The following is a 25,925-nucleotide window of genomic DNA, read 5'->3' on the forward strand; positions in this document are numbered from 1 at the left end:
ACTAAACCCATCGGAGGGCGAAATGGACGCAACTTCAAAACCGGCTGGCAAGTGTCCCGTCATGCATGGAGGCAATACGGCCTCCGGTAAATCGGTTACCGAATGGTGGCCGAACGCGCTGAACCTCGATATCCTGCATCAGCACGACACCAAGACCAATCCGCTCGGCACCTCCTTCAATTACCGCGAAGCGCTAAAGACGCTCGACGTGGAAGCCCTGAAGGCTGATCTGCGCGCCCTGATGACGGAAAGCCAGGACTGGTGGCCGGCCGACTGGGGCAGCTATGTGGGCATGATGGCCCGCGTGACCTGGCATGCAGCCGGTTCCTACCGCGTGACGGACGGACGCGGCGGTGCCAACACCGGCAACCAGCGCTTTGCACCGCTCAATTCCTGGCCTGATAATGTGAACACCGATAAGGGCCGCCGCCTGCTGTGGCCGATCAAGAAGAAATACGGCAACAAGATTTCCTGGGCCGATCTCATCGCGCTTGCCGGAACGATCGCTTATGATGTCGCGGGTCTGAAGACGTTCGGTTTCGCCTTCGGCCGCGAGGATATCTGGGCTCCCGAAAAAGACACCTATTGGGGTGACGAAAAGGAATGGCTGGCACCGAGCGATGGTCGTTACGGTGACGTGACCAAGCCCGAGACGCTGGAAAATCCGCTTGCCGCCGTGCAGATGGGTCTCATCTACGTCAATCCGGAAGGCGTCAACGGCAAGTCCGATCCGCTTGCGACAGCCGCGCAGATGCGCGAAACCTTTGCCCGCATGGGCATGGATGACGAAGAAACCGTTGCGCTCACCGCAGGCGGCCACACCATCGGCAAGTCGCACGGCAATGGCAGCGCCGCCAACCTCAGCCCCGATCCGGAAGCAGCAGGCCCCGAATTTCAGGGCCTCGGCTGGATCAACACCAAGGGTCGCGGCATCGGCCGTGACACCGTTGTGTCCGGTATTGAAGGTGCCTGGACAAGCGAACCGACCAAGTGGGACAACGGCTTCTTCGACATGCTGTTCAAGCATGAGTGGACATTGACGCACAGCCCGGCTGGCGCGTCCCAGTGGGCGCCGATCACCATTGCCGAAGAGGACAAGCCTGTTGACGTCGAGGATCCCTCGATCCGCACCATCCCGATGATGACCGATGCCGACATGGCCCTGAAGGTCGATCCGATCTACCGCGAGATTTCGCTGAAGTTCAAGGATGACCAGGACCACTTCTCCGAGGTCTTTGCCCGCGCATGGTTCAAGCTGACCCACCGCGACATGGGCCCGAAGTCCCGCTACTTCGGCCCGGATGTTCCCGCAGAAGACCTGATCTGGCAGGATCCCATCCCGGCAGGTTCCACGAGCTACGATGTCGCTGCCGTAAAGGCAAAGATCGCCGCTTCCGGTCTGGCGGTCGCCGATCTGGTCTCGACCGCATGGGACAGCGCCCGTACCTTCCGTGGCTCGGACAAGCGCGGCGGCGCCAATGGTGCGCGCATCCGCCTTGCCCCGCAGAAGGACTGGGAAGGCAACGAGCCCGCCCGTTTGGCCCATGTGCTTTCGGTGCTGGAGCCGATTGCCCGTGAAACCGGCGCCAGCATCGCTGATGTCATTGTTCTCGCCGGCAACCACGGTGTTGAGCAGGCGGCGAAATCAGCCGGCTTCGATGTCGCCGTGCCTTTTGCACCCGGTCGTGGCGATGCCTCAGCCGAGCAGACTGATGCAGACAGCTTTGCCCCGCTCGAGCCGCTGGCGGATGGTTTCCGCAACTGGGTGAAGAAGGACTATGTCGTCAGCCCTGAAGAACTGCTGCTGGACCGCGCTCAGCTTCTGGGCCTCACGGCGCCGGAACTGACAGTTCTCATCGGTGGCCTGCGCGTCATTGGCGCCAATTACGGCGGCGCAGCGCATGGTGTGTTCACGCAGACCCCAGGTGCTCTCACCACCGATTTCTTCACAACGCTGACGGATATGGCCTTTTCCTGGGTTCCGACCGGCGGCAATCTCTATGAGATTCGCGATCGCAAGTCCGGAGCAACCCGATATACGGCGACCCGCGTGGACCTCGTTATCGGCTCCAACTCCATCCTGCGTGCCTATGCGGAAGTTTACGCGCAGGACGACAACAAGGAAAAGTTCGTGCGTGATTTCGTCGCCGCCTGGACGAAGGTCATGAACGCCGACCGTTTTGACCTTGTCTGATAAGGCTGACTAGTCCAAAAAGCCCCTCCCTGAGCGATCAGGGAGGGGCAATTTTCTATCTGCGGTCTGAGGATGGAACCGGTTTTCCGGGTGATGGCTTTTCGCCACTATCCCCCGGCGCCTTGCCGCCCTTTTCATTCTCATGCGCATCCGGCCCAGCGACGATGACGCCGCGGCCCTGCTCTTCGCGCTTCTTGTCGGCGAAATCGCCGGGTTCCTTTTTGTCGTTCATAGTGATCTCCCTTCGTGATTTCATTTGTCTGGAGATCAAACGGCTGGTCGGGGCAGAGGTTCCAAGGCTCACATTGGAGCGGGATCGTCTGCCAGCACAGCAATGTTTTGCATTACAACCATCTTTGCTATTAACATGAATTGATAAGTCATGTTATTGCGGCCTCATATGGTGGAGCGTGCGGCGCCGTTATCCTGACGCGCATGTCTTACATGGCTTCAACCTCGGCTCGACAACTGAACGGTACCCGCATTGAGTTTCTGGCACTCCATGACCTGGCACACGGAAGGGATCAGCGTCACTGCGCCGGTCAAATGGCGCCAGCTGGACGGGCTCGTCAGCGCCTTCTGGGAGGCAGAGAGCCAGATGGGCGCGAAGGGTTATTACCTGGCCGCCGATCCACGTATCATGATATTTTTCAACGATGTCTCGTCGCGCATCAGCATTTCCAACCGCGACGGCGAGTTCACGCAGCACTCCCGCCCCATGACGCGGGCGGTCTATGTGCCGGCCGGTGTGCCGATGTGGACGAGCAGCAATGCTACGCACAGGTTTTCGCACCTCAATCTGCATATCCACAAGGACCGTCTGCTGCGTTTCCTGTCGCCATCGGTCGGCAGTTCGGCGGCGATGACAGCCTTGCGCCGCCCGGTCGAGATACAGGATATCGGTTCGGTCGAAACACTGGCTGGACTGCTTGTCGATGAACTCGCCGAGCCTTCGAAACATGCGGTATATGCGGAAAGCCTTGTTGGCAGCATCGTTGCCGGTCTTCTCGATATTCCCGGATCTTTGCCGGAACAGGTAAATGGCAGGCTGACGCAGGCGCAGATGAACAAGCTGCTTGCCCGTGTCGAAAGCCGCGGTGACGACCGCATGACGGTTGCAGAAATGGCCGACATCGTCGGGCTTTCGGAAAGCTGGTTCGCAACGGTGTTCCGCCAGACAACGGGCAAGACGCCGCTGCAATGGCAATTGGAGCGGCGGATAAGCCTTGCCCAGAAACTGCTGCTGGAAGGTGATCTTACCGTGGCCGATATCGCCGCCCAGCTCGGCTTTTCCGATCAGGCCCATTTGACCAAAGCCTTCCGCCAGTCCGTGGGCAATACGCCAGCCGCCTGGCGGCGCATGCACAGGCTGCTTTGAATGGTCGCCTTGCCGTTTACGCGGAGCGGGTTCGGCGCATGCCTTGAGCTTCGTTCCACGTCACCCCAGGGGATGACGTGGAACGTTAGGATGGTTACGTAGTATGTTGAAAAGTAGGGATATACTTACCCTCACCACGTCTTGCGCAGCGTAGCTGAGAACGCTCGGCCGGGGTTGTAGAAGTCTGCGCCGAAACCGCCATAAGAGACGTGCTTCTCGTTGAAGAGGTTGGAAACATTCACCTCTAGCGAGGTGGTTTCCTGGATTTTGTAGCTGAACGCTGCGTCCATGGTCACGCTGCTGCCGGTCGAAACCTTGTTCGCGTCATCAAAATAATACGAGCCGGTGAAGCGTCCGCCGAGCCCGAAGGTCATGTCGCCGCGTTTGTCGTTGCCGGCCAGCGTGTAGTTTACCCAAAGCGAGGCCTGATGTTCAGGCACGAATTGCGGGCGGTTGCCGACATTGCCAGCGATGCCGTTTTCGGTGATTTCCGCGTTGAGATAGGAATAGGCCGCCGTCAGGCTCAGCTCGTCGGTAACCTCCGCCTTGGCCTCGAGGTCGAGACCGCGCACGCGCACCTCGCCGATGGTGGTGGGCAGGCTGGTGATCGGGCTGGTGACGGTAATATTGTTTTTCGTGAGGTCGTAGATCGATGCCGTGAACAGGGCAGGGAAGGCATCCGGGCGATACTTCACGCCAAGCTCGATCTGCTCGCCGCGTTCGGGCTCGACGGTCAGGCCCGAGGCCGGCACCACGGATTCGGCGTAGCTGATATAGGGCGCGATCTCGTTCGTGACCTTGTAAGACACGCCGATGCGCTTTGTCAGTTCGCTGATGTCGCCGCTTGCCGTCGTGCCGTTCAGCCTGTTGGTCTGGTCGGTGTCGATCCAGTCATTGCGCAGACCGGCGCTGACGGTCAGCCTGTCGAAGAAGGTCAGGTCCTGCTGGAGGTAGAGTGCCCTTGTCTTTTGATCCGTCAACGAGCTGGCGTAGAGCGGCACCGAAGCGGGCGCACCGGTATAGACCGGGTTCAGCCAGTTGATGCCTGGCGCAGAACCGAAGTAGCTTTTGCTGCCGGACGAGTAGTCGTTATAAAAAACGCCGACAAGGCTGCGGCTTTCGACGCTTTCGAACGTCGCGTCATATTGCAGCCGGGTGTCGATCAGGAAATTCTCGGTTTCGGTCTCGTTGCCGAAATAGGAACGGTTGGCGATGGTCGAGCCATTGGTCGGTGTGGACGAGATATACGCATAACCGAAATCGGTATTTGCCTTGCTGTAGCGCGCGTTCGAACTCAGCGTCAGGCCAGAGCCGAAATCATGGTCGAACATCACGCTCAGCGAATTGCGGTTGGTGCCGCGGTAATTATAGTCCGGTTCACCGAAGAAACGGCTCCTGTCGAAATGCGAGCCGACCGGATGGCCGCCGCCGCCGGGAACGCCGTCCTTGTTGAGATGATCGTAAACGACGGTGAGGCTGGTGGCATCGGTGGGCCGCCATGTCAGGCCGCCCATGAAGAATTTTTCATCGTCGCGGGAATAGTCATATTCCGCGTCGGCATTTCTGAGCTTGCCGGTCAGGCGGTATGACAGGGTATCGTCGCTGGTGATATTGTCGCCGAAATCGAAGCCGGTTTCAGCGCGGCTATAGGAACCGCCTGTCACATAGGCCTCACCAAAGCGGCTGCGTTTGGGAACCTTGGTCGAGTAGTTCACCGAACCGCCGGGATCGGATACGCCAAAGGTCGTGGAATTGCCGCCCTTCAGGACTTCCACGCGCTCATAGGCATAGGTCTCTTCGCGCAGCGCGCCGAAGGGACGGCCGAGCGTCAGCCCGTCTCGATAGGTGTAGGCGTCGAAACCGCGAATCTTGAAATAGTCGAAACGGTCGTCCGAGCCGTAGAAATCCGTGGTCACACCTGCCGTATATTGCAAGGCTTCTTCCACGGTCTGCACACCACGCTGCTGCATTTCCTTGGCGGTGATGACGGAAACGGCGGCCGGCGTATCGAGAATGTCGGTTGCCATCTTGCTGCCGCTTGTCGTGCGGGTGGCGACGATCGACTTCTGGTCATTGTCACCGCTGTCGATGGTGATGCGCTCGAGAACCGTGCTTCCGCCCGTATTGGCGGCCTCCTGCGCCAGCGAACGAGCGGGCAGTACCGTCACAAGCGCCGTGCAGGCAAGAAGGGCTGCCTGCCCATAGCGCAGTCGCGCGGTCCTGCGGTTGACGCCATTCATTTCAGTGTTCATTGCTAAATTCCAGAAGTTGATGCCCCAATCGCCGCTTCCACGGCCCGCTCTCGAAGCGCCCAATAACTTGAGAAAGTTTGTCCGGTATTGTAACTTTTTGCGGTTTTGTACAAAACCCCGGAAATTTCACCACTGTTGTGGCGGCATTTCCTCACCGGGGTTGACGGGGGCATGTGAAGCTGAGAGTTCAAGTCCACTTTTGAACCGTTGAGAGCTTCGCCCATGCTTTTCCTGTTTCGCTGCCTCGCGCCGGCATTCGTGTTTTTTCTGTGGATGATCGTGCCGACCATTGCCTCGGCGGAAGAGGCGACGCGCTATCCCGTCGTCATCAAACACGCCTTCGGCACGACCACGATTGCGAGGAAGCCTCAGCGTGTCGCGACCGTCGCCTGGGCAAACCACGAAGTGCCGCTGGCGCTCGGCATCGTGCCCGTCGGTTTTGCCGCTGCCAATTTCGGCGATGATGACGGTGATGGATTGCTGCCGTGGGTGGCGAAGCAGCTTTCTGAAATGGGTGCTGCAAAGCCTGTTCTGTTCGACGAGGGTGATGGTATCGATTTCGAGGCCGTGGCGGCAACGCAGCCGGATGTCATCCTCGCCGCCTATTCCGGCCTCAGCCAGTCCGACTACGATACGCTAAGCCAGATCGCACCGGTCGTTGCCTATCCCGTGTCACCGTGGGCAACCGACTGGCGCGAGATGATCCGGCTGAACAGTGCCGGGCTTGGCATGGCGCCGGAAGGTGAGGCGCTGATCAAACGCATCGAAGGTGAGATCGCGCAGGTGGTTGCCGGCCATCCGCAGCTGAAAGGCAAGTCTGCGATGTTCGTCACCCATCTCGACGCCACCAATCTCAGTGTCGTCAATTTTTATACCGCCAATGACAGCCGGGTGAAATTTTTCACCGATCTTGGGCTTACCTTGCCGAAGAGCGTGGCGGAGGCGACGAAACCGGGGCAATTTGCCGCCGGCGTCAGCGCCGAGCGAGTCGATGCCTTCGACGATGTCGATATCGTCGTGACCTATGGCAGCCAGCCATTGCTCAAGGCGATGCGGGCCGATCCGCTGCTTGCCCGCATGCCCGCCGTTGCCGATGACGCCATCGTCATGCTGGGGCGTGATCCGCTCGGCACCGCATCCAATCCCACACCGCTGTCGATTTCCTGGGTTATGAAGGATTACGCCGATCTTCTGGCGAAAGCAGCGGATAAGTCCTCTGGTAAAGCGAAATGACAATGGAAGGGCCTTCCAGAGGTCCGGCCGTGCTGCCAGGTGGCCGCTCCAACCGCATGCGGACCGCATGGCTCAGCGCCGTGCTGGCGCTTCTGGCGCTGCTATGTGCGCTTTCCGTGGCGATTGGCACCCGTGACGTCACGTTCGCTGACATCACGGCAGCGCTTGCCGGTCGCGTCGAGACGGTGGCGGAAGCGGCTGTCGCGGTTCGCCTGCCGCGAACGCTGCTTGCCCTGCTGTCTGGGGCAGCGCTCGGGCTCGCTGGCGCCATCATGCAGGGCGTTACGCGCAATCCGCTTGCCGATCCCGGTATTCTTGGCGTCAATATGGGCGCATCACTTGCCGTCGTTATCGCCATCGTCTGGTTCGGCATTGCCTCGGCGCAGGCCTTTATCATCACGGCGATTGTCGGGGCGGGTGCAGCTGCGGTTTTCGTTTATGTCGTCGGCTCGCTCGGACGCGGTGGGGCCACGCCGCTGAAACTCGCTCTGGCCGGTGCCGCCACCTCTGTCGCCTTCTCCTCACTCGTCATTGCCGTCGTGCTGCCGCGCAGCGATATTGCCGGCGGCATCCGTTCCTGGCAGATCGGCGGTGTCGGTGGTGCGACCTTTGACCGGATTGAGACCGTGCTGCCGTTTCTCGCCGCCGGTTTTGCCATCAGCCTTCTTTCGGCACGCAAGCTGAATTCTCTGGCGCTTGGTGATGAGTTGGCCGCCGGTCTTGGCGAGAATGTCGTAGTCGCGAGAGCTATCGCATCCTTTGGATCTATCCTCCTCTGCGGTGCGGCGACTGCCATCTGCGGGCCAATCGGTTTCGTTGGGTTGGTCGTTCCGCATCTCTGCCGCCTGCTCGTTGGCGTCGACAATCGCTGGCTTCTGCCATTTTCCGCGCTCGGCGGCGCCTGTCTGCTGCTTGCGGCCGATATTGTCGGGCGCATCGTGGCGCGGCCATCCGAACTCGATGTCGGTATCGTCACCGCCGTTGTCGGCGCACCTTTCTTCATCTGGATCGTCAGACGTCAGCGGGTACGCGAACTGTGAACATGCACACGTCCGTCATGGAAACATTGGTTTCCAATCGTCACGACCGCCAGCGCCGGCGTCGCTTTGTCATTGCAGCCCTTTCAGCTCTTTTGATCGCGGTTTTCGTATTGACGCTGGTGCTGGGACAATCCTTCACGCCGCCCGGTGACGTCCTGCGGGTGCTGCTCGGAGAGGACATTGCCGGGGTCACTTTCACGGTCGGGCAGTTGCGCCTGCCACGCGCGTTGCTCTCCGTTCTCGCGGGTCTGAGCTTCGGGCTGGGTGGTGTCGCCTTCCAGATCATGCTGCGCAACCCGCTTGCCAGCCCTGACATTATCGGCATCAGTTCCGGCGCAAGCGTGGCAGCGGTGTTTGCCATCGTCGTCCTGCATCTGAGTGGACCGCTCGTTTCGGTTTTCGCCGTCGTCGCCGGGCTTGGCGTCGCATTGCTGGTCTATCTGCTGTCCTTCCGCAACGGCGTTGCCGGAACGCGGCTGATCCTTGTCGGCATCGGCGTTTCGGCCATGCTCGAAAGTTTCATCGCCTATATCCTGTCCGTTGCTCCGGCCTGGACGCTGCAGGAGGCGATGCGCTGGCTGACGGGCAGCGTCAACGGCGCAAAACTTGCCCAGACGCTGCCGCTCTTCGTTGCGCTCATCCTCTTTGGCGGCCTGCTGCTCAGTCGCGCGCGCGATCTCGAGGCATTGAGGCTTGGCGATGATACGGCCGCGGCGCTTGGGGTCCGGGTGGGGAGAACGCGCATTATCGTGATTATCGCCGCCGTCGGCATGATCGCCTTTGCCACGGCAGTTTCGGGGCCGATTGCTTTCGTCGCCTTTCTGTCCGGGCCGATTGCCGCGCGTATCGTTGGCAGCAATGGGTCGCTGCTCATTCCGGCTGCGCTGGTTGGGGCAGCCCTGGTGCTGGTGGGCGATTATTGCGGCCAGTTCCTGCTGCCGGGCCGTTACCCGGTCGGCGTCGTCACCGGCGCGCTCGGCGCGCCCTATCTGATCTACCTTATCGTGCGGGTGAACCGCAGCGGAGGCTCTTTATGACCAGCCACTCCCTTTCCGTGAACCGTCTTTCGGCCGGATACGGTGAAAGCCTCATCATCGAAGGGCTGGATCTTGTCGTTCCGCGCGGACGGATCACCGTCATCGTCGGTGCCAATGCCTGCGGCAAGTCCACGCTTCTTCGCAGCATGTCGCGGCTTATCTCTCCCCGCGCCGGTCAGGTCCTGCTCGACGGAAAGTCGATCCACCGTCTTCCCTCGCGCGAACTTGCAAGACGGATGGGTCTTTTGCCGCAGTCACCGATTGCGCCCGAGGGCATTGTCGTTGCCGATCTGGTCAGCCGCGGCCGTCACCCGCATCACGGCCTTTTCGCGCGGTGGTCGCGCCAGGATGATGAGGCCGTGGCCGCAGCCCTCGTCGCCACCGATACGGTCGAACTTGCCGAGCGGCCTGTGGACGAACTCTCCGGCGGGCAACGGCAACGCGTATGGATCGCCATGGCGCTTGCCCAGGAGACCGAGATATTGCTGCTCGACGAACCCACCACCTTCCTCGACATCAGCCATCAGGTGGAAGTGCTGGATCTTCTGACGGACCTCAACCATGCCCGTCAGACCACCATCGTCATGGTGCTGCACGATCTCAATCTCGCGGCGCGCTACGCTGATCATCTGGTCGCCATGACCGGTGGAAAGCTGCATATCTGCGGCACGCCGGAGGAGGTGCTGACGGAAGAAAACGTGCGGCACGTCTTCGGCATAGAAAGCCGTGTCATCGAAGACCCGACGTCGGGCAAACCAATGATGCTGCCGATCGGGCGGCACAGGACGGCGGCGCAACGGCCGCAATAATCCATCTATTTTTGCGGTGACCGTCTGCGTCCACGGGTGGTGGTTTTAACCGGAACGCTCGCGCCGTACTCGTTCCACCATGCCATCAATGCCTCCATGGTCGGGCCAAGTCCTTTCGCCTTTGCCGTAATTTCATATTCCACGCGTGGCGGAACCTCTGCAAAGACGGTGCGAGAGACCAGTCCATCGGCCTCGAGCTCACGCAATTGGGAGGTCAACATGTGCTGTGTGATGCCGGGAATGGCTTTGCGCAGCTCGTTGAAACGATAGATCCGCTGGTTGAGAAGCCACATGATTTCGAGCTTCCACTTGCCGGAAAGCAGCGCGAAAGCGCGACGCATTTCCTCGTGCATGTTAATGGTTTCACCGCCATTAGTCTGGTTTTCCATACTTACCACGCCAAATTCATCCTACTTGCGCATATTCATTCAATAGCACATTTTCCATGTGAACGCCGGATCATGAGCCGCAAGCTGTTCCGGAACAACGAAAATATTGAACAAATCAAGCTGCCGAAGACATTCGGCGGCAATGGATATCCCATGTCTTCATTCTACATCTACTGGGTCGCAACAACCCTTCTCGTCCTGCTCTATCTGGCGTCGGCAGTCACCTACGTCGTCAAATCCGACTGGGTGAGGGAGACGATAACCGGCTTCGGTTACCCTGCCTACCTCGTGCCTCTTCTGACGGCGGTGAAGATCGCCGCCGTCATCGCCATCCTTGCGCGGTTCAACGTCGCCATCAGCGATCTGGCGTATGCGGGGGTACTGTTTCACCTGCTGCTGTCCGGCCTTGCACATATCGGCGTCCGCAAACCTGCCGGCGCACTGCCTGCCGCCATCGGCCTCGGGCTGCTCGTCGTTTCCTTCGCCATGCAGAACGCTGCACGCGAAGTCCCATCCCCCTATGCCCTTACACGGCAGCTCTGACGCATCCATCACGAAAGGAAATCAAAATGGGAAAACTGACCGGAAAAGTAGCCATCGTGGCGGGCGCAGGCAGAGGGATTGGCCGTGCGACGGCAGAACTCTTTGCAAGGGAGGGCGCCAAGGTCGTGGTATTGTCCTTGACGCCTGCAAATGTGAACGCGGTCGTCAGTCAGATACAATCCAGTGGTGGCACCGCGCTCGGCATCGTCTGTGATCTTGGCGATGGCCAACAGATCACCCGGGCTGTGGCTGAGGCAGCGAATGCATTTGGCGGCATCGACATTCTCGTGAACGTCGCGTTCGACCCGACTGTCGTGCACTCCCCGATCCTCGAGCTGACAGTCGAGCAATTGCAACGAAACCTCGATATGGGGCCGATCGCCTATCTTCGCACAATGCAGGCTTGTTATCCGTACTTGAAGGCCAGTGGCGAGGGCCGGATCATTAATTTCGCGTCGCTGGCCGGTATTCTCGGCATGTCGCCGTATGGACCTTACAACCTTGCCAAGGAGGCCGTCCGCGCCCTGACGAGATCTGCTGCGCGCGAATGGGGTCCTGACAATATCACCGTGAACAACCTGCTTCCCGTTGCCGACACCTGGGGTGCGGGCGTCGACGCTCCTGCTCCCACGAATGCCCTTGGTCGTTACGGTTCCCCTGAAGAGGATGTCGCTCCGGTGGCTCTCTTCCTCGCAAGCAGCGATTCGAGGTTCATTACAGGATCGAGCCTGACCCCCGACGGCGGCCAGATTATCGACAGCGCCCGCTAACGCCCCGTTGGAGTGCCGGGCAAACAGGCCGGCACTTCGCTCCATTGTCTCTTCTGCCGCTCCTGATTTGCACCTGCCGGGCAGAACTCAAGGCCATGCGGCATAGGACGGCTGTGCTACGTTCTGTATGCGCACCGCCGTTCGCCGGAAACGGCCGGGAGACGTGCCTTCATTGCGGGTGAAGAAGCGGTTGAAATACCCAGGATCCTGAAATCCCAATCGAAACGCAATTTCAGCAACTTGCAGTGAAGAGTTAAGAAGAAGGTCACGCGCTTCGGAAAGCAGTTCGCGGTGAATATAGGCCTGTGGTGAAAGCCCCGTTGCCTTGCGCACCACAAATCCAAGACGTTCACGGTTGACGCCGAGTTGACCCGCATAGTCTTCCACGCCCCATTGGTCGCGTTTGTGCTGACTGACAAGTAGCACAAACCGCTCCGTAAGGCTGCCTGCGGTGGAAGCCGCGCCCGCGACGTCGGCCATGGCATGCTGGCAGATGCGGATAAGGGTGACGGATAACAGGCTGGCGATGATCGTATCCGATCCTGTCGATGACCGGAAATTCTCATCCGCGATGGTGTCGAGATAACCCGCCAGTTCTAGGCTGTCTTTTTCAGCCAGCGTCCGGGTCAGAACGCGCTGCAATGTGCTGCGCACCATGATTGCGCTCGTTCCGGTTGGCATGGCATGCGCAAGGCCGATTTCGGTCGTTTTCAGCAGTGATCCGCGGCTTCCGGCATTCAGCCGCAGGCGGCCGGCGGGGCCGGAGGCAGGCAGCCAGGCCAGCCCCGGCGCGGTAACCACAAGTGTCTTTTCGCCCTGAATGATCTCCGCTTCACCGGCTGAGACGAGGACAAGATGGGCTGCGCCCTGTTCCAGCTTGAACTCCGACACGCGCAGGGACGAAGTCAGTATGCGCGCCGTCGTTTCGATCCTGTTAGCAGCTATCTGGCCGTGATGCGGCATTCACCCTCCAAAAGTACAATAATGCATTACATTAGTGCATTTTATATGCGCCTGTCGTTGCTAAACTTCCATCAGCGCAGGGAAGCCTTGAGGAGAATGGCAATCCCGCTACTGCGCCGTTGGAGGAAAATCATGAATGGTATGAAGCGCAGAACGCTGTCCTGCCTTGCGCTGGCGCAACAGGGTGTTCGCGGAAGCTCTGCCCTTGTCGATCGCGATTATCTGCTGGAGGCCGGAAGGATCACAGGGGCGGGGACGGCAGCAGCCCTTTCCTCCCGTCCCTCCGTGCAACGGGCGGGTTTCGGCGGTGCCGCCGCCACTATTTTCTGAATTCAGGAGGAAGACTATGCAGACTGTCAATCTTTTCATCGGTGGCGACCATTGCCCAGCCGCAAACGGCAAGCGTTTCGAGCGCAACAATCCGATCACCGGGGACCTGGCAACCAGTGCGGCGGCGGCAACGCCTGAGGATGCCACACGTGCGGCCGATGCCGCAGCCGCAGCCTTTCCCGTCTGGTCGGCAACGCCGCCCGGCGAACGCCGTCGCCTGCTTCTTGCCGCGGCGCAGGCGCTCCGCGATGCCGGGCCGCAGATTACGCTGGCGATGAAAGAGGAGATTGGCGCGACGGATGCCTGGGCCGGTTTCAACGTGATGCTGGCCAGCGACATGCTGGTCGAGGCGGCCAGCCTTACGACCCAGATAAAGGGCGAAATCATTCCCTCCAACCGCCCGGGAACCACGGCGATGGCACTTCGCCAGCCGGCGGGCGTGGTTCTGTCCATCGCGCCATGGAATGCACCGGTCATTCTCGGCGTACGCTCCATCGCCACGCCACTTGCCTGTGGCAACACCGTGGTGATGAAGACCTCGGAGCTTTGCCCGCGCACCCATGCGCTGATCATCGAGGCCGTCGCTTCGGCAGGTCTGCCGAAAGGTGTGCTGAACGCCGTCTCCAATGCGCCGGAAGATGCGGCGAAAATCGTTGAAACACTGATCGCCCATCCGGCTGTCAGAAGGGTGAATTTCACCGGTTCGACCCGCGTCGGTCGTGTCATTGCGGAAACGGCGGGCCGTTACCTGAAGCCAGCGCTTCTGGAGCTTGGCGGCAAGGCACCCTTCATAGTGCTTGATGATGCCGATATCGATGCAGCAGTGGCTGCGGCCGCCTTTGGCGCTTACATGAACCAGGGCCAGATCTGCATGTCGACGGAACGCATCATCGTACTCGACAGCGTTGCCGACACCTTTGTCGGGGCCTTTGCCAAAAAAGCGGCGAGCCTGAAGGCGGGAGACCCTCGCGAGGGAAAAATGCCGCTTGGCTCCTTGGTCAGCGCCGAGGCCGCGTCCCGCATCCGGGCGCTGGTGGATGACGCCGTTGCCAAAGGCGCACGCCTTGTGGCCGGCGGAGGCGGCAATGGTACCATGCTGGATGCGCTTGCCGTCGATGGCGTGACCTCTGCGATGCGGCTCTATTCCGAAGAAAGCTTCGGCCCGGTCGTTTCCATCATTCGCGCCGGCAGCGTCGATGAGGCAGTCAGTATCGCCAACGAAACCGAGTTTGGTCTTTCCGCAGCTATTTTCGGCAGGGATCAGGCAAAAGCACTCGCGGTAGCCGGACGCATCGAAAGCGGCATTTGCCACATCAACGGACCCACCGTTCACGACGAGGCGCAGATGCCGTTCGGTGGAGTGAAGGCCTCCGGTTACGGCCGTTTTGGCGGCACGGCGGGCATTGCGGAATTCACCGAACTGCGATGGGTCACGCTGCAGGACGGACCGTTGCATTACCCGATTTAAGCCGGAAGCATCACCGGCTGGCTGGTCACGTCAACGCTTCTCGTCGATCAGCCAGCCGGTGAGTTTTCTGACCGCACTGTCGCTGCTTTTCGGCCTCAGCAACCAGTAGCCGCGACCCGGCGCATCCAGACTCGGGCCTGCGGTCACCAGGACGCCTGCCTCGACCAGCGGATCGACCAGTCCCGCCCAACCGAGGGCAAAACCCTGTTCGCCGATCGTTGCCTGAACCACCATGGTGTAATTGTTGAAACTGATGTCTCCGCTTTCGTTTTCCGCGCCCCTCAGCACGCCGAAATGCTTGAAATAGGACGCCCAGTCGAACCAGTGCGCCTGTGAGGTATTTTCGAGGTGGATGAGTTTCAGCCGCGAAAAATCAGCCACGGTTTCGGGTGCCGACTGCTCCGCCAAAAGCGCCGGCGAGCAGACGGGCGTGACCTTCTCCGAAAGCAGCAGCACCGCGCCGTCGCCGGCATCCTGCCGCGTGCCGAAGATGATCATCACGTCGCTGTCGTGTTTGCCCTGTCCGAGCGGATCCTGCGTGGCGACGATCTGGATGTTGATGTCAGGATTGAGCGCGCGAAAACCATGCATGCGCGGGATGAGCCAGAGAGAGGAGAAGGCATAGTCCGTGTGCAGGCGGATTGTCTGCCGCTCCTCCGTTCTGCGAAGTTGCTGGGCCAGAAGATCGATGGCATCGACATTGCGCGAGACGATCTCGAACAGCTTTAGCCCCTCGGCCGTCAACTCGATGCCGCGATGTTTACGCCGCACCAGTGCAACGCCCAGATCGTCTTCCAGCCGGCGGATCTGATAGCTGACAGCTGGCTGGGTCAGCCGCAGGGACGCCGCCGCTGCCGTCAGGCTGCCGCGCCGGGCGACCTCGGTAAAAATGCGCATCCATCCAAGATCGAGCGGCCGCTCTGTCATAGAAATTCCTTATATCAGTCATCGAAAAATACCCGCTTCACAGGCAAAAACAATGTGGTGTTCAATAAACTGGACTAATAAAAGGGGAGCCGCAATGAAAACCGTTTCTCGCATGCACCGCATCGCCGCCGGACTGTTTTTGTCCGTGGCGGCCTTCTCCACCCCGCTTTATGCCGCCGATGATGCGGCCTGCAAGACCATCCGCCTCAGCGATCCCGGCTGGACCGACATCACCGCCACCAATGGCGTCACCTCGGTTCTGCTCGATGCTTTGGGGTATGAGGCTGACGTCAAGACGCTGTCGGTACCGATCGGCTATCAGGCCATGAAAAACGGCGAGATCGACGTTTTTCTCGGCAACTGGATGCCCGCCCAGAAATCCTTCGTTGACGACCTCAATGCCGCCAAGGCGGCCGACGTGATGACGAAAAACCTCGAAGGCGCCAAGTTCACCCTGGCAGTGCCTTCCTATATGGCCGAAAAGGGCGTGAAGGATTTTTCGGATCTTGCCAAACACGCTGACGAATTTGAAAGCAAGATTTACGGCATCGAGCCGGGCGCACCCGCCAACCAGAACATTCAGAAGATTATCGATGCCAATGATTTCGGCCTGAAGGGCTGGCAGCTTGTCGAATCCGGCGAGCAGGCGATGCTGGCGCAGGTGGAACGGGCCGGAAAAGACAAAAAGGCGGTCGTCTTCCTAGCATGGGCGCCGCACCCGATGAACGAGAAGATCGATATCGCCTATCTCTCCGGCGGTGACGCCTATTTCGGCCCGAATTTCGGTGGCGCCGAGGTCTATACACTTGCCCGTACCGGCTGGCCGCAGCAATGCCCGAATGCGGCGACGCTTTTCAAGAACCTTAAATTCGATATCGGCATGGAAAATGCCCTGATGGGTTCCATTCTCGGTGGCGAGGATTCCAAGGCGGCGGCAGCGACGTGGCTGAAAGCCAATCCGACATCGCTGGATGGCTGGCTGCAGGGCGTTACCACGCTGGATGGCAAGCCGGGTGCGGATGCCGTCAAAGGCAAGCTTGGCCTCTGAGACTGTAGGGTGAAATGCCGCGTCCCAATATCCTGATCCTGATGGCCGACCAGTTCAACGGGACGTTTTTTCCCGATGGCCCGGCCGACTTTCTTCATGCGCCACATCTGAAAGCGTTGGCGGAGCGGTCTGTCCGTTTCGCCAATACCTATACGGCAAGTCCGCTTTGCGCGCCGGCCCGGGCTTCGTTCATGTCCGGTCAATTGCCCAGCCGGACGCGGGTTTACGATAATGCCGCCGAATTCGCGTCGGATATTCCGACCTATGCGCATCACCTGCGGGCAGCTGGTTATTACACCGGCCTTTCCGGAAAGATGCATTTTGTCGGACCGGACCAGCTGCACGGCTTCGAAGAGCGTCTGACGACGGATATTTATCCGGCGGATTTCGGCTGGACGCCTGATTATACCAAGCCGGGCGAGCGGATCGACTGGTGGTATCACAATCTCGGTTCGGTCACCGGCGCGGGCGTTGCCGAAATCACCAATCAGATGGAATATGACGATGAGGTTGCCTATCACGCAACCCGCAAGCTCTACGATCTGTCGCGCCGGCTCGATGACCGACCGTGGTGCCTGACCGTCAGCTTCACACATCCGCATGACCCGTATGTGGCACGGCGGAAATTCTGGGATCTCTATGAGGATTGCTCGGCACTCGATCCGCAGATAGGGGCGCTTCCCTTCGAGGAGCAGGATCCGCATTCAAAACGGTTGCTGGAAGCCTGTGATCATCAGGCCTTCGATATTTCACCCGACGAGATACGCCGGGCGCGGCGCGGTTATTTCGCCAATATCTCCTATATCGACGAGAAGGTCGGCGAAATTCTCGACGTATTGAAGGCGACGCGGATGGAGGAGGACACGATCATCCTGTTCCTCTCCGACCATGGCGATATGCTGGGCGAGCGCGGCCTGTGGTTCAAGATGTGCTTTTTCGAGGGTTCGGCCCGCGTGCCCTTGATGATCGCAGCACCCGGCTGGAAACCGGCGCTTATCGACGCGCCGGTTTCGACGCTGGATGTCACACCGACGCTGTGCGGTCTGGCAGGCCTGGATATTACCTCACTGAAACGCTGGACGGATGGCGAAGACCTTGCGGCTTTGGCTGCGGGAACAGGCGAGCGCGGGCCAGTGCCGATGGAATATGCCGCCGAAGGTTCGATCGCGCCACTCGTCGCCATCAGGGATGGCCGTTACAAGCTCTCGGTCTGCGAAGCGGATCCGCCGTTGCTCTACGACCTCGAGACGGATCCTGAAGAGCAGATAAACCTTGCCGGCAATCCTGAATTCGCTGATGTGCTGTCATCGCTTTCGGCTGAAATCGGCCGACGCTGGCAGCTGCCCGTTTTCGACGCATCGGTGCGGGAAAGTCAGGCGCGGCGCTGGGTGGTCTACAAGGCGCTGCGAAACGGCGCCTATTTCCCGTGGGATTATCAGCCATTGCAGAAAGCCTCGGAACGCTACATGCGCAACCACATGGACTTGAACGTGCTGGAGGAAAACCAGCGTTTTCCACGCGGGGAATAACGCTGGCAGGGATTATGCGGCGGCGGTCGTTCTCGGCGCGCCGCCCGTGGCCTGCACGGCAAGGCTACCCGCCGCGACGCCTGCCTCAAGGCATTGCTTCTCGTCCGCCTGCCGAAGCCAGGCATCGATGAAACCGGCATTGAAGGCATCACCCGCGCCCGTCGTGTCGACGACGGGTACCTTCTTCGCCGCCGCATGGTGTAGGCCTGTCTGCGAGGACACCCAGGCGCCCTCTGCCCCGCCTTTCAGGGCGACGACAGGAAACGACCCCGACAAGGCTCTGGTCGCCGACTCAGGGTCAGAATGGCCTGTGATCGCCTCGGCTTCTTCGAGGTTGGGCAAAAACACGTCGACGCCATCGCACGCCTTGAGCAGGCCTTTGTCATAAATCAGCGAGGCATCCCAACTGGGATCGAGCGAGACGGATAGTCCGCTGTCCCTGGCGCGGGCGACGAGATCGGGGATTTCGTGCAGTGTGGCGAATTCTGCGATGTGCAGATGGCAGGCCCCGTTCCACGAAAATGCGGCATCAAGGGTCGATGGCCGGGCGATACCGGCGCGCCGTGTCAAAAACGCCCTGTCATGGCCAACCACCGTCGCGACGGTGACCTGCGGGCCCGCATCTGCCGAGTGTTCCAGAAATTGCAGGTCTACACCGCTTTGCTGCATTTTCTCGCCGATGGCGCGTGAGAAGGTGTCGGTGCCGAGCCTTGCCAGCAGCGTGGCCGTGCGGCCAATATGGGCGAAATGCGCAGCCGCAATGAAAGCCCCGCCACCGGCGGCGATTTCCATGTCGCTGGCAAACAGCTCCCGGCCGAGCACCGGCAATTCGTCAAGCCCGGTGAAAATGAGGTCGCAATAGATCCGGCCGATACTGATGACCGCTGACTTTTCCGTGTCTGTCGTCATCATGCGCGGCCCAGAAGCTTTTCCGTCTTGGCATCGAAAAGATAGAGCGCGCCTGCCTGCGCCTCGCATTGCAAGCGGCTACCCACCTGGGGAATGGCCTTGCCCCTTGCTGTCGCGATGACCGAGGTCGTGGGCGTGTCCAGATGAACCAGCGTTTCCGGGCCGAGCGGCTCCACGGCTGTCACTGTTCCCTCCAGCGAGAAGGACCCTTGAGTTGTCTCGCCTTCTCCAACCAGCAGATCATGGGGGCGAATGCCAATCAGCAGATCGCCATCGGCAGACTGTGTAACGCTGTTCGTCGTTCTTTTGCCCCGCAGCAGGTTCATCGACGGGCTGCCGATGAAACGCGCAGTGAAGACGTCCACCGGCGTCTCGTAAAGTTCCGAGGGCGTGCCGACCTGCAGGATATGGCCGTCCTTCATCACGACAATCCGGTCGGCCATGGTCATGGCTTCCACCTGATCGTGAGTGACGTAGACGGTGGTTGTCTTAAGACGTTGGTGCAAGCGCTTGATTTCAATGCGCATCTGCGATCTCAACTGGGCGTCGAGATTGGAGAGCGGCTCATCGAAAAGGAAGGCTGAGGGATCGCGCACCATGGCGCGGCCGATGGCGACGCGCTGTCTCTGTCCGCCGGACAAAGCCGCGGGCCGACGGTCTAGCAATGCCTCAAGTCCGAGCACCCGACCGGCCTCTTCGATACGCCGGTTCTTTTCCGCCTTGTCGAGCTTTGAGGTATAGAGCCCGAAGCCGATGTTCTGGCGAACCGTCATATGCGGGTAGATCGCATAGTTCTGGAAGACCATGGCGATGTTGCGCTGTTTCGGTTCTTTCTCGTTGACGACGTTTCCGGCAATTTTCAGCGTTCCGCCCGAAATCTCTTCCAGACCCGCGATCATTCTGAGTGTCGTGGATTTGCCGCAGCCGGAAGGGCCAACGAATACGACGAATTCGCCGTCTTCAATGGCAAGGTCGATGCCTTTGACTGCCTCCACCTTGCCGTAGCGCTTTACGAGTTGATTGAGTTCGATTGTCGCCATTATCGCGCTCCCGTCAGGGCGGTAAATTTCTCTGCAAGCTCAGCGGCTTTTGTCGCTGCGTAGTCGGCGGATCGCTGTGCTTCTGCTTCAAACGCAGCAAGTTTATCGCGATAGGCCGCAATCGCCTCGCGCATCGGCTCCGGGGCAGGGCCGCCGAAGCGGCTGCGCACGGCGACAAAGTGCTCAGGCGAGACGATCTGCCTGAACTTTTCCTCATCGACACTGGTCTCGCGTCCTGCCAGTTCCTCGAACGCCTTGCGGAACGGCTGGTAACCGTCGTTCGGCAGGTCACCCTTCAGCGCGACAACGCTTTTGGCGACGGTTGCGGCAATTTCATGGGCCTGGCGGAATGACAGGTCTTCGATGCGGACAAGAGAATCTGCCAGTTCCGTGATGGTGATGCAGGAACGGCGAATATTCTGGTCGACCCTTTCCGGATCGATACTGATCTTGCCGACGAGGCTGGCAAGGAGATCGAGCACCCGGCCGGCAGAGGCGAAGGCTTCGTAACCCATGCCCTGGGTTTCGCCCTCGCTGTCGTTCATGTCGGTGAAGGGCGTGTTGTGCATCACGTCGAGCATGGTCCTTGCCCGCCCGAATGTCTGGCTAGCAAGGTGGCGCATATGTTCGATCGGGACCGGGTTTCGTTTCTGCGGCATGATCGACGAAATCTGCACCAGCGAATTCGGTACGTAGATCTGCCCGACTTCGAAACTCGTCCAGAACTGGAAGTCCTGAATGAGCCTGCCGAGATGTAGAAACATCAATTCGATGGCGCCATAGGTCGCTGTCGTATAGTCGACGGCGGCGATGCAGGAATAGGAATTGCGCAAGGGTGCCGCAAAGCCGAGAAGTTCGGCGACACGTGCCCGGTCGATGGGAAAGCCGGACGTGGTGATGGCCGCAGCGCCCATGGGTGAGAGATCGACGATGCGCCGGGCCTCAGTGAAGCGGTCAATATCCCGGATCAGCACTTCGATGGCGGCGGAAAGATAGTGGCCGAAGGTGGTGGGCTGGGCCGGTTGTCCGTGCGTATAGGCGACGATCAACGTCTTCTCATTGCGCTCGGCGGCGTCGATCAGGGCGGCCAGCAGAAGCCGCGCCTTGGCAGTGAGCGTGTCGATCTTGTCTTTCAGGCCGATTTTGAAAAGCGTGTGATCGATGTCGTTGCGCGAGCGTGCGGTGTGCAGGCGGCCTGCCACATCGACACCGATGCGGGCTTTCAGCTCCTTTTCGATCAGGAAGAAGAAATCCTCGACCTCGCCGGTATAGACCAGCTCCGATGGATTGATGGTCCTGTCGATGTCATCAAGCGCTTCGGCGATTTTTGCTGCCGTGTCCGCATCGAGAATGCCGGTCTCGCGCAGCATGACCAGATGGGCGCGGTCGATGCGGCGGAAACCGTCGACATGGTGGTTCTTGGCGCCATCGAAAAGCGGACGCAGCACGGTTTCCTTGTAAACTGGGTCGGGAAACTTGCTGGTATCCGACAGGCGCGGGTTCATATCGGCCATGATGTTATCCTTTCAGGCCTGCCAGCATCACACCGCGAACGATGTAGCGTTGCAGGACGATGAAGACGATAAGGGTTGGGATGGTCGCAATGGCAGCGCCGGTCATGATCATTTCCCACTGGATCTGTTGTTCCACCGCAAAGCTCGATAGGCCGACGGGCAGCGTGTACAGCTCCTTGCTGGTAGTCACGATCAGGGGCCAGAAGAATGCTGTCCAGTTGCCGAGGAAGGTGAAGATTGCAAGCGCCGAAAGGGCAGGCGTCACCAGCGGCAGGGCTACCTTCCACCAGATCTGGAATTCGTTCAGCCCGTCGACACGCGCTGCCTCCAGGAAGTCGTTCGGAACCGTCTCAAAGAACTGCTTCATCAGGAAGGTGCCGAAGGCCGTCATCATTCCCGGGAACATGATGCCCCAGTAGCTGTCGAGCCAGCCAAGCTGGCTGGACATCAGATACCAGGGGATAACAAGCATTTCGGTCGGGATCATCAGCGTGGAAAGGATCGCGAGGAAGATGAAGTAGCGACCGCGAAACTCGAATTTGGCCAGCGTATAACCGACCAGACTGTCGAAGAAGCAGTTGGAGACGGTGACGATGACCGCAACGAACATCGAGTTGAAGAACCAGCGGAGAAAACGGCCGTCGGCCATGACAGTCATGTAATTCGCAAGCGTCGGTGCTGCGGGAATGAGCCTGAGATCATAGACCTGATCCGCGGTCTTGAACGAGGTCGAAAACATGAAGAGCAGCGGCGAAATCATGATCAGGCCGCCGATGAACAGCAGCGTCCAGGCAAGGATGCGGCCGGGGCGGACGCGGGCGTGGGAGAGTGGCAACGCTTCGCTCATTTCTTTTCCCTCAGAACCCAGAGCTGGACCAGCGACACGACAAGAAGAATGGTGAACAGGACAACCGTCTGCGCGGCGGCATAACCCATCGCATAGGAGTTGAACGCGGTCTGGTAGATCATCAGCACCAGCGGTTTGGTTGAGCCGAGCGGTCCGCCCGGATCGTTGGTGGTCATGTTGTAGACCTGATCGAAAATGCGCAGGAAACCGATTGAGGAGAAGACGACCAGGAAAACGGTAGTTGGTTTCAGGAGCGGCAGCGTGATCTTTCGAAGGATCGCCCATTCGCCAAGTCCGTCGATGCGCGCGGCCTCATAAAATGTCGTCGGAATGGAGCGCAGGCCCGCCATGAAGATGATGATCTGGAAACCAAGCCCCGCCCAGATGGACGTCACCATGACCGAATAAAGCGCCTGATCGGTAGAACGGATGAACGGCTGTTGCGGAATTCCGATCATGCCAAGCACGTCGTTGATGATGCCGATCGGCGGCGGCTGATAGAACCAGCGCCAGACCCATGCCATTGCCGCTGCCGTCGTCAGATAGGGCAGGAAATAAAGCGCGCGGATGAAACCGTGCAGGATGCGCACCCGATCCAGATAAAAGGCGATGACGAAAGCCAGAACCAGACTGATGGGCGTGCCGACGATGAGATAGGTGAAGGTGTTCTTGAAAACCTTCCAGAATTGCGGATCCTTGAACAGCTTGACGTAATTGGCAACGCCGATGAACTTTGCCGGGCGCAGCAGGTCCCAGTTGGTGAAGGACAACCAGAAGGCCTGCAACGTCGGGTAAAAACGGATGATGCTGTAAAACAGGATCGGGATAGCAAGAAAGCTCCAGATCCACACAAGCCGTTTCGTGCGCATGGAAAAGCGATCCCCGAAGGAGCCGCCGGGGCGGCCGGATGCCGCCCCCTGTTGATCGATCGCTGTCATGATTGGACCTGCGGTTTTACGGTTTGGCCGCGTCGATGATTTCCTGCTCGGCGCTGGCGGCCTGCTTGATGGACTCCTCGACGGATTGACCCTCGAGCAAAATCCGGTTCGTCATGTCGATGGCGTTCTGCCGCTGGGCTGCCTCATCCATGAACCGTGTCGTATGGGCGTATTCGAGACCCTTCAGGAACGGTGCATAGATCGGGTCTTTCAGGTTCTCCTCGGTCAACGCCGCAGATCGCCGCGCCGGCAACTCGCCAACCGTCTTCAGCCAGATCGCCATGGCTTCCGGTGAGGAGATGTAAGCGAGGAATTTCTTCGACGCTTCCAGTTCTTCACCGGTTGTCTTGGCGCCGATGCCATTGGCGAAATAGCTGGCATAGTTGGAGCGGATATTCTTGTCATTGGTGGGAAGCTCGGTCACGCCCCACTCGAAGTCCTTGATGGTTCTGAAAGATCCAAGCCTGAACGTGCCGTCGATGGTCATGCCTGCCTTGCCCGCACGGAAGGCAGCCTGGCCTTCGTCCATAAAGCCCACCTGACCGATCTTCTTTTCAAGCTGCAGGCTCGTATAGAACTTCAGCGCCTGGATGCCCGCCTCGCTGTCATAGGTGACTTTCTGGTCGTTGTCGGTGTAGGGCTCGCCGCCATATTGGCGGATAAGAACTTCGCGCCACCATTGGTGGTCCTGACCGCCCATATCGAGCGTGGAGCCTGCAACGGTCAGGTTTCCGGCGGCATCGTGCTTGGCGATCTTTTCCGCCGCGGCAACAAATTCGTCCAGCGTCTTCGGCGGATTGGCGGCATCAAGACCGGCTTCCGTGAAGAGCTTCTTGTTGTAGAAAAGTGCGAGCGAGCGAACCGCCGTCGGCAGGCCGTAATAATCGTCGCCGCGCTTCATGGCGCCGACGATGGGGAAAAATTCGCTTTCGATCTTGTCATGCGGGAAAGCGTCTGTCGGCAGCGGCTGCAAGATACCGCCGGCTGCAAACTTGTCGAGCCAGCCGTAGAAGAGCTGCATCACGTCAGGGCCTTTACCGGACATGTTGGCGGCAATCACTCGCGTCTGGTAGTCGGCATAAGGGAAGGTCACCTGTTTGACGGTGATATCCGGATTGGCCTTCTGAAACTCGGCGATAAGCTCGTCCATCGCTTTGACGCGTGTGTCGAAGACATATTGCCAATATTCGATTTCAACCGCCTGCGCGGCGTTGAATGCAAATGTGCTGAAACCGGCGACCAAGCCGGCGAACAAAGTTGCCCTGCGCATGTAAGCCTCCATTTTCTCCGCCCGGTCTTCCGGATGCGGAGTGATCGTTCCCTTTATCCGCGCTTTCGCGCGCGCTCATCGATTTGCCGGTAGCGGGGTTTTTACGCGTTCCGCCCCTTGCAATTCTGACCCCCGGTCGCTCTCTACGGTTCTCTGAAGGCGAGCATTTGTCAATAACATAATTTACTTGAATTATTATATTGCGCTTATCCTCACTTCGACGCTATGAATTTTCTAACGGACGGGAAGTTGAAGAGATGACGGTGCACACGGTGGATACCTATCCCGTAGCAATCGGAAAAAATCCTGAGCGCAGCCGCGAACACAACAGGCGAGTCGTACTCGACATCGTCAGGCGGCACGGCTCGCTTGGTCGCGCCCAGTTAGCCAAGATCACGCATCTCACACCCCAGGCGGTCGCCAATATCGTCGATGAACTGGTGGGCGAGGGACTCCTGAAAGAGCTTGGTCGCCGGCGCACCGGCAGGGGCCAGCCGCCGATACAGTTTGCTGTCAACCCGGATGGTGGCGCAACGATCGGGGTTGAGATTGCCGCAGACCATATGGTCACCGTCGGTCTTGATCTGGCCGGCGTGTTGCGCACGCAGCGCGTTACCCCGCTCAAGGACACCACGCCGGACGCTATACTCAAAACCTTTGCGGCGGAACATGCAGCGGTTGCGAAGAATGTCGGGTGCAGGCTGCTTGGCACCGGCGTCGTCATGCCCGGGCCTTTCGAGATTGACGGCATGACCTCGGTCGGTCCGACGACGCTTTCCGGCTGGGTGGGTATCGATGCCCGCCAGATGCTGAGCGATGCCTGCGGCCAACAGGTCGTAGTGGAAAACGATGCGACGGCCGCTGCCGTCGGCGAGCGCCTGTTCGGCGCAGGGCTGGCTATCCCGAATTTCTGCATGATCTATTTCGGCGTCGGCATTGGTCTCGGCATCATCCAGGATGGTTCGCCCTATCGCGGCGCTTTCGGCAACGCCGGCGAAATCGGCCATGTGACCGTCTCGCCCAAGGGAAGGCCTTGCCCGTCTTGCGGGCAAAGAGGTTGCCTGGAGGCCTATGCTTCAGTCTATGTGCTCAAGGAAAAGCTCGTCTGCGCCGGTGTTGCGGACACGGAGCTTGATGATCTTGAAGCCCTGTTCAGCGCGGGCAATCCGGTCGTGATGGAATGGATCGACGAGGCAGCCGTCCATCTGGCGCCCATGGTGGCGATGCTCGAGAACATTCTCGATCCGCAGACGGTCATTCTCGGCGGTGCGCTGCCTGAAAACATCATCAGCGAGATCATTGCGCGGATGGGGCATCTGCCGACTTCGGTTGCAAGCCGGCGGCAAAGAGAGTTGCCGCGCGTCATCCACGGCAAGTCCGGACAGTTGACGGCGGCGCTTGGTGCTGCCGCCTTGCCGCTGTTCGACATTGTCACACCAAAACTCGAGACGTCCCTGGGCGCCGCAGCGCAGGTGCCCGGCTGAATATTGGAGGAGA

Annotated in this window: 24 protein-coding genes; 13 read left to right on the forward strand and 11 right to left on the reverse strand. The window is 59.6% G+C overall.

What is annotated here, in order from left to right:
- Positions 1 to 22 precede the first annotated feature (22 nt).
- Positions 23 to 2,194: a catalase/peroxidase HPI gene (gene katG / locus G6L97_RS22140; protein ID WP_060642599.1), complete on the forward strand. Its 2,172-nt coding sequence runs from the start codon at positions 23 to 25 to the stop codon at positions 2,192 to 2,194.
- Between the two features lie 55 nt (positions 2,195 to 2,249).
- On the opposite strand, the gene G6L97_RS22145 is transcribed toward katG, so the two are convergent.
- Complete coding sequence (locus tag G6L97_RS22145) at positions 2,250 to 2,426, reverse strand: hypothetical protein (protein WP_004431216.1); 177 nt, start codon at positions 2,424 to 2,426, stop codon at positions 2,250 to 2,252.
- A 252-nt stretch (positions 2,427 to 2,678) separates the two neighbouring features.
- Here G6L97_RS22145 and G6L97_RS22150 point away from each other — a divergent pair, with 252 nt between their 5' ends.
- Complete coding sequence (locus G6L97_RS22150; protein ID WP_211384276.1) at positions 2,679 to 3,572, forward strand: helix-turn-helix domain-containing protein; 894 nt, start codon at positions 2,679 to 2,681, stop codon at positions 3,570 to 3,572.
- A 131-nt stretch (positions 3,573 to 3,703) separates the two neighbouring features.
- On the opposite strand, the gene G6L97_RS22155 is transcribed toward G6L97_RS22150, so the two are convergent.
- Entirely contained in the window at positions 3,704 to 5,824 is a 2,121-nt protein-coding gene (locus G6L97_RS22155) for a TonB-dependent siderophore receptor (protein WP_065705631.1), read from the reverse strand.
- A 222-nt stretch (positions 5,825 to 6,046) separates the two neighbouring features.
- Here G6L97_RS22155 and G6L97_RS22160 point away from each other — a divergent pair, with 222 nt between their 5' ends.
- Genes G6L97_RS22160 through G6L97_RS22175 form a run of 4 tightly spaced genes read left to right on the forward strand, consistent with a single transcriptional unit; the run spans position 6,047 to position 9,943 of the window.
- On the forward strand, positions 6,047 to 7,057 hold the full coding sequence (locus G6L97_RS22160) for an iron-siderophore ABC transporter substrate-binding protein (protein WP_174003798.1): 1,011 nt from the start codon (positions 6,047 to 6,049) through the stop codon (positions 7,055 to 7,057).
- Positions 7,054 to 8,097: a FecCD family ABC transporter permease gene (locus tag G6L97_RS22165; RefSeq protein WP_035200369.1), complete on the forward strand. Its 1,044-nt coding sequence runs from the start codon at positions 7,054 to 7,056 to the stop codon at positions 8,095 to 8,097. Before G6L97_RS22160 ends, G6L97_RS22165 begins: the two co-directional genes overlap by 4 nt.
- A 2-nt stretch (positions 8,098 to 8,099) precedes the next feature.
- Entirely contained in the window at positions 8,100 to 9,134 is a 1,035-nt protein-coding gene (locus G6L97_RS22170; RefSeq protein ID WP_035200371.1) for a FecCD family ABC transporter permease, read from the forward strand.
- On the forward strand, positions 9,131 to 9,943 hold the full coding sequence (locus tag G6L97_RS22175) for an ABC transporter ATP-binding protein (protein WP_035200373.1): 813 nt from the start codon (positions 9,131 to 9,133) through the stop codon (positions 9,941 to 9,943). The genes G6L97_RS22170 and G6L97_RS22175 overlap by 4 nt, the downstream gene beginning before the upstream one ends.
- 5 nt (positions 9,944 to 9,948) lie before the next feature.
- Here the strand turns inward: G6L97_RS22175 and G6L97_RS22180 are convergent, their stop codons facing one another.
- The gene (locus tag G6L97_RS22180) at positions 9,949 to 10,332 is read right to left on the reverse strand and encodes a winged helix-turn-helix transcriptional regulator (protein WP_035200376.1); all 384 of its coding nucleotides are present in this window, start codon (positions 10,330 to 10,332) and stop codon (positions 9,949 to 9,951) included.
- Between the two features lie 153 nt (positions 10,333 to 10,485).
- Between G6L97_RS22180 and G6L97_RS22185 the strand changes: the two genes are divergently transcribed.
- The gene (locus G6L97_RS22185) at positions 10,486 to 10,875 is read left to right on the forward strand and encodes a DoxX family protein (protein WP_173994418.1); all 390 of its coding nucleotides are present in this window, start codon (positions 10,486 to 10,488) and stop codon (positions 10,873 to 10,875) included.
- 26 nt (positions 10,876 to 10,901) lie between these two features.
- Positions 10,902 to 11,645 carry an SDR family NAD(P)-dependent oxidoreductase gene (locus G6L97_RS22190; RefSeq protein WP_013761113.1) on the forward strand — a complete coding sequence of 248 codons (744 nt, stop codon included), beginning with the start codon at positions 10,902 to 10,904 and terminating at the stop codon, positions 11,643 to 11,645.
- An 87-nt stretch (positions 11,646 to 11,732) separates the two neighbouring features.
- Here G6L97_RS22190 and G6L97_RS22195 read toward each other — a convergent pair whose 3' ends face one another.
- Positions 11,733 to 12,608: a helix-turn-helix transcriptional regulator gene (locus G6L97_RS22195; RefSeq protein ID WP_035200379.1), complete on the reverse strand. Its 876-nt coding sequence runs from the start codon at positions 12,606 to 12,608 to the stop codon at positions 11,733 to 11,735.
- Between the two features lie 132 nt (positions 12,609 to 12,740).
- Between G6L97_RS22195 and G6L97_RS22200 the strand changes: the two genes are divergently transcribed.
- Together G6L97_RS22200 and G6L97_RS22205 are read left to right on the forward strand one after the other, a co-directional pair.
- Positions 12,741 to 12,938 carry a hypothetical protein gene (locus tag G6L97_RS22200; protein ID WP_065705625.1) on the forward strand — a complete coding sequence of 66 codons (198 nt, stop codon included), beginning with the start codon at positions 12,741 to 12,743 and terminating at the stop codon, positions 12,936 to 12,938.
- Between the two features lie 16 nt (positions 12,939 to 12,954).
- Positions 12,955 to 14,406 (forward strand): aldehyde dehydrogenase, encoded by a 1,452-nt coding sequence (locus G6L97_RS22205; protein ID WP_065705623.1) that lies wholly within the window; start codon positions 12,955 to 12,957, stop codon positions 14,404 to 14,406.
- Positions 14,407 to 14,436: 30 nt separating this feature from the next.
- Here G6L97_RS22205 and G6L97_RS22210 read toward each other — a convergent pair whose 3' ends face one another.
- Positions 14,437 to 15,333: a choline sulfate utilization transcriptional regulator gene (locus tag G6L97_RS22210; protein WP_004431240.1), complete on the reverse strand. Its 897-nt coding sequence runs from the start codon at positions 15,331 to 15,333 to the stop codon at positions 14,437 to 14,439.
- 94 nt (positions 15,334 to 15,427) lie between these two features.
- Here G6L97_RS22210 and choX point away from each other — a divergent pair, with 94 nt between their 5' ends.
- Both choX and betC read left to right on the forward strand, forming a co-directional pair.
- Positions 15,428 to 16,381: a choline ABC transporter substrate-binding protein gene (gene choX, locus G6L97_RS22215; RefSeq protein WP_065705621.1), complete on the forward strand. Its 954-nt coding sequence runs from the start codon at positions 15,428 to 15,430 to the stop codon at positions 16,379 to 16,381.
- A 14-nt stretch (positions 16,382 to 16,395) separates the two neighbouring features.
- A complete protein-coding gene (betC, locus tag G6L97_RS22220) occupies positions 16,396 to 17,910 on the forward strand; it encodes a choline-sulfatase (protein WP_174003800.1) in 1,515 nt (504 codons plus the stop codon).
- 12 nt (positions 17,911 to 17,922) lie between these two features.
- Here the strand turns inward: betC and G6L97_RS22225 are convergent, their stop codons facing one another.
- From G6L97_RS22225 to G6L97_RS22250, 6 genes are read right to left on the reverse strand one after another with little or no spacing between them, the layout of a single operon-like run.
- On the reverse strand, positions 17,923 to 18,822 hold the full coding sequence (locus G6L97_RS22225) for a carbohydrate kinase family protein (protein WP_174003802.1): 900 nt from the start codon (positions 18,820 to 18,822) through the stop codon (positions 17,923 to 17,925).
- Positions 18,819 to 19,859, reverse strand: a complete 1,041-nt coding sequence (locus tag G6L97_RS22230; RefSeq protein WP_004431247.1) for an ABC transporter ATP-binding protein — start codon at positions 19,857 to 19,859, stop codon at positions 18,819 to 18,821. The genes G6L97_RS22225 and G6L97_RS22230 overlap by 4 nt, the downstream gene beginning before the upstream one ends.
- A complete protein-coding gene (argH, locus tag G6L97_RS22235) occupies positions 19,859 to 21,373 on the reverse strand; it encodes an argininosuccinate lyase (protein ID WP_035200392.1) in 1,515 nt (504 codons plus the stop codon). The genes G6L97_RS22230 and argH overlap by 1 nt, the downstream gene beginning before the upstream one ends.
- Before the next feature lie 4 nt (positions 21,374 to 21,377).
- Complete coding sequence (locus G6L97_RS22240; protein ID WP_019566689.1) at positions 21,378 to 22,220, reverse strand: carbohydrate ABC transporter permease; 843 nt, start codon at positions 22,218 to 22,220, stop codon at positions 21,378 to 21,380.
- Positions 22,217 to 23,158 carry a carbohydrate ABC transporter permease gene (locus tag G6L97_RS22245; protein ID WP_004431252.1) on the reverse strand — a complete coding sequence of 314 codons (942 nt, stop codon included), beginning with the start codon at positions 23,156 to 23,158 and terminating at the stop codon, positions 22,217 to 22,219. The genes G6L97_RS22240 and G6L97_RS22245 overlap by 4 nt, the downstream gene beginning before the upstream one ends.
- Positions 23,159 to 23,174: 16 nt before the next feature.
- Positions 23,175 to 24,440, reverse strand: coding sequence for an extracellular solute-binding protein (locus tag G6L97_RS22250; protein WP_174003804.1), 1,266 nt, complete (start codon positions 24,438 to 24,440; stop codon positions 23,175 to 23,177).
- A gap of 245 nt (positions 24,441 to 24,685) precedes the next feature.
- Between G6L97_RS22250 and G6L97_RS22255 the strand changes: the two genes are divergently transcribed.
- On the forward strand, positions 24,686 to 25,912 hold the full coding sequence (locus G6L97_RS22255; RefSeq protein WP_013761100.1) for an ROK family transcriptional regulator: 1,227 nt from the start codon (positions 24,686 to 24,688) through the stop codon (positions 25,910 to 25,912).
- Positions 25,913 to 25,925 lie beyond the last annotated feature (13 nt).

This window comes from Agrobacterium tumefaciens, assembly GCF_013318015.2.
In the GTDB taxonomy this organism is placed as follows: Bacteria; Pseudomonadota; Alphaproteobacteria; order Rhizobiales; family Rhizobiaceae; genus Agrobacterium; species Agrobacterium tumefaciens.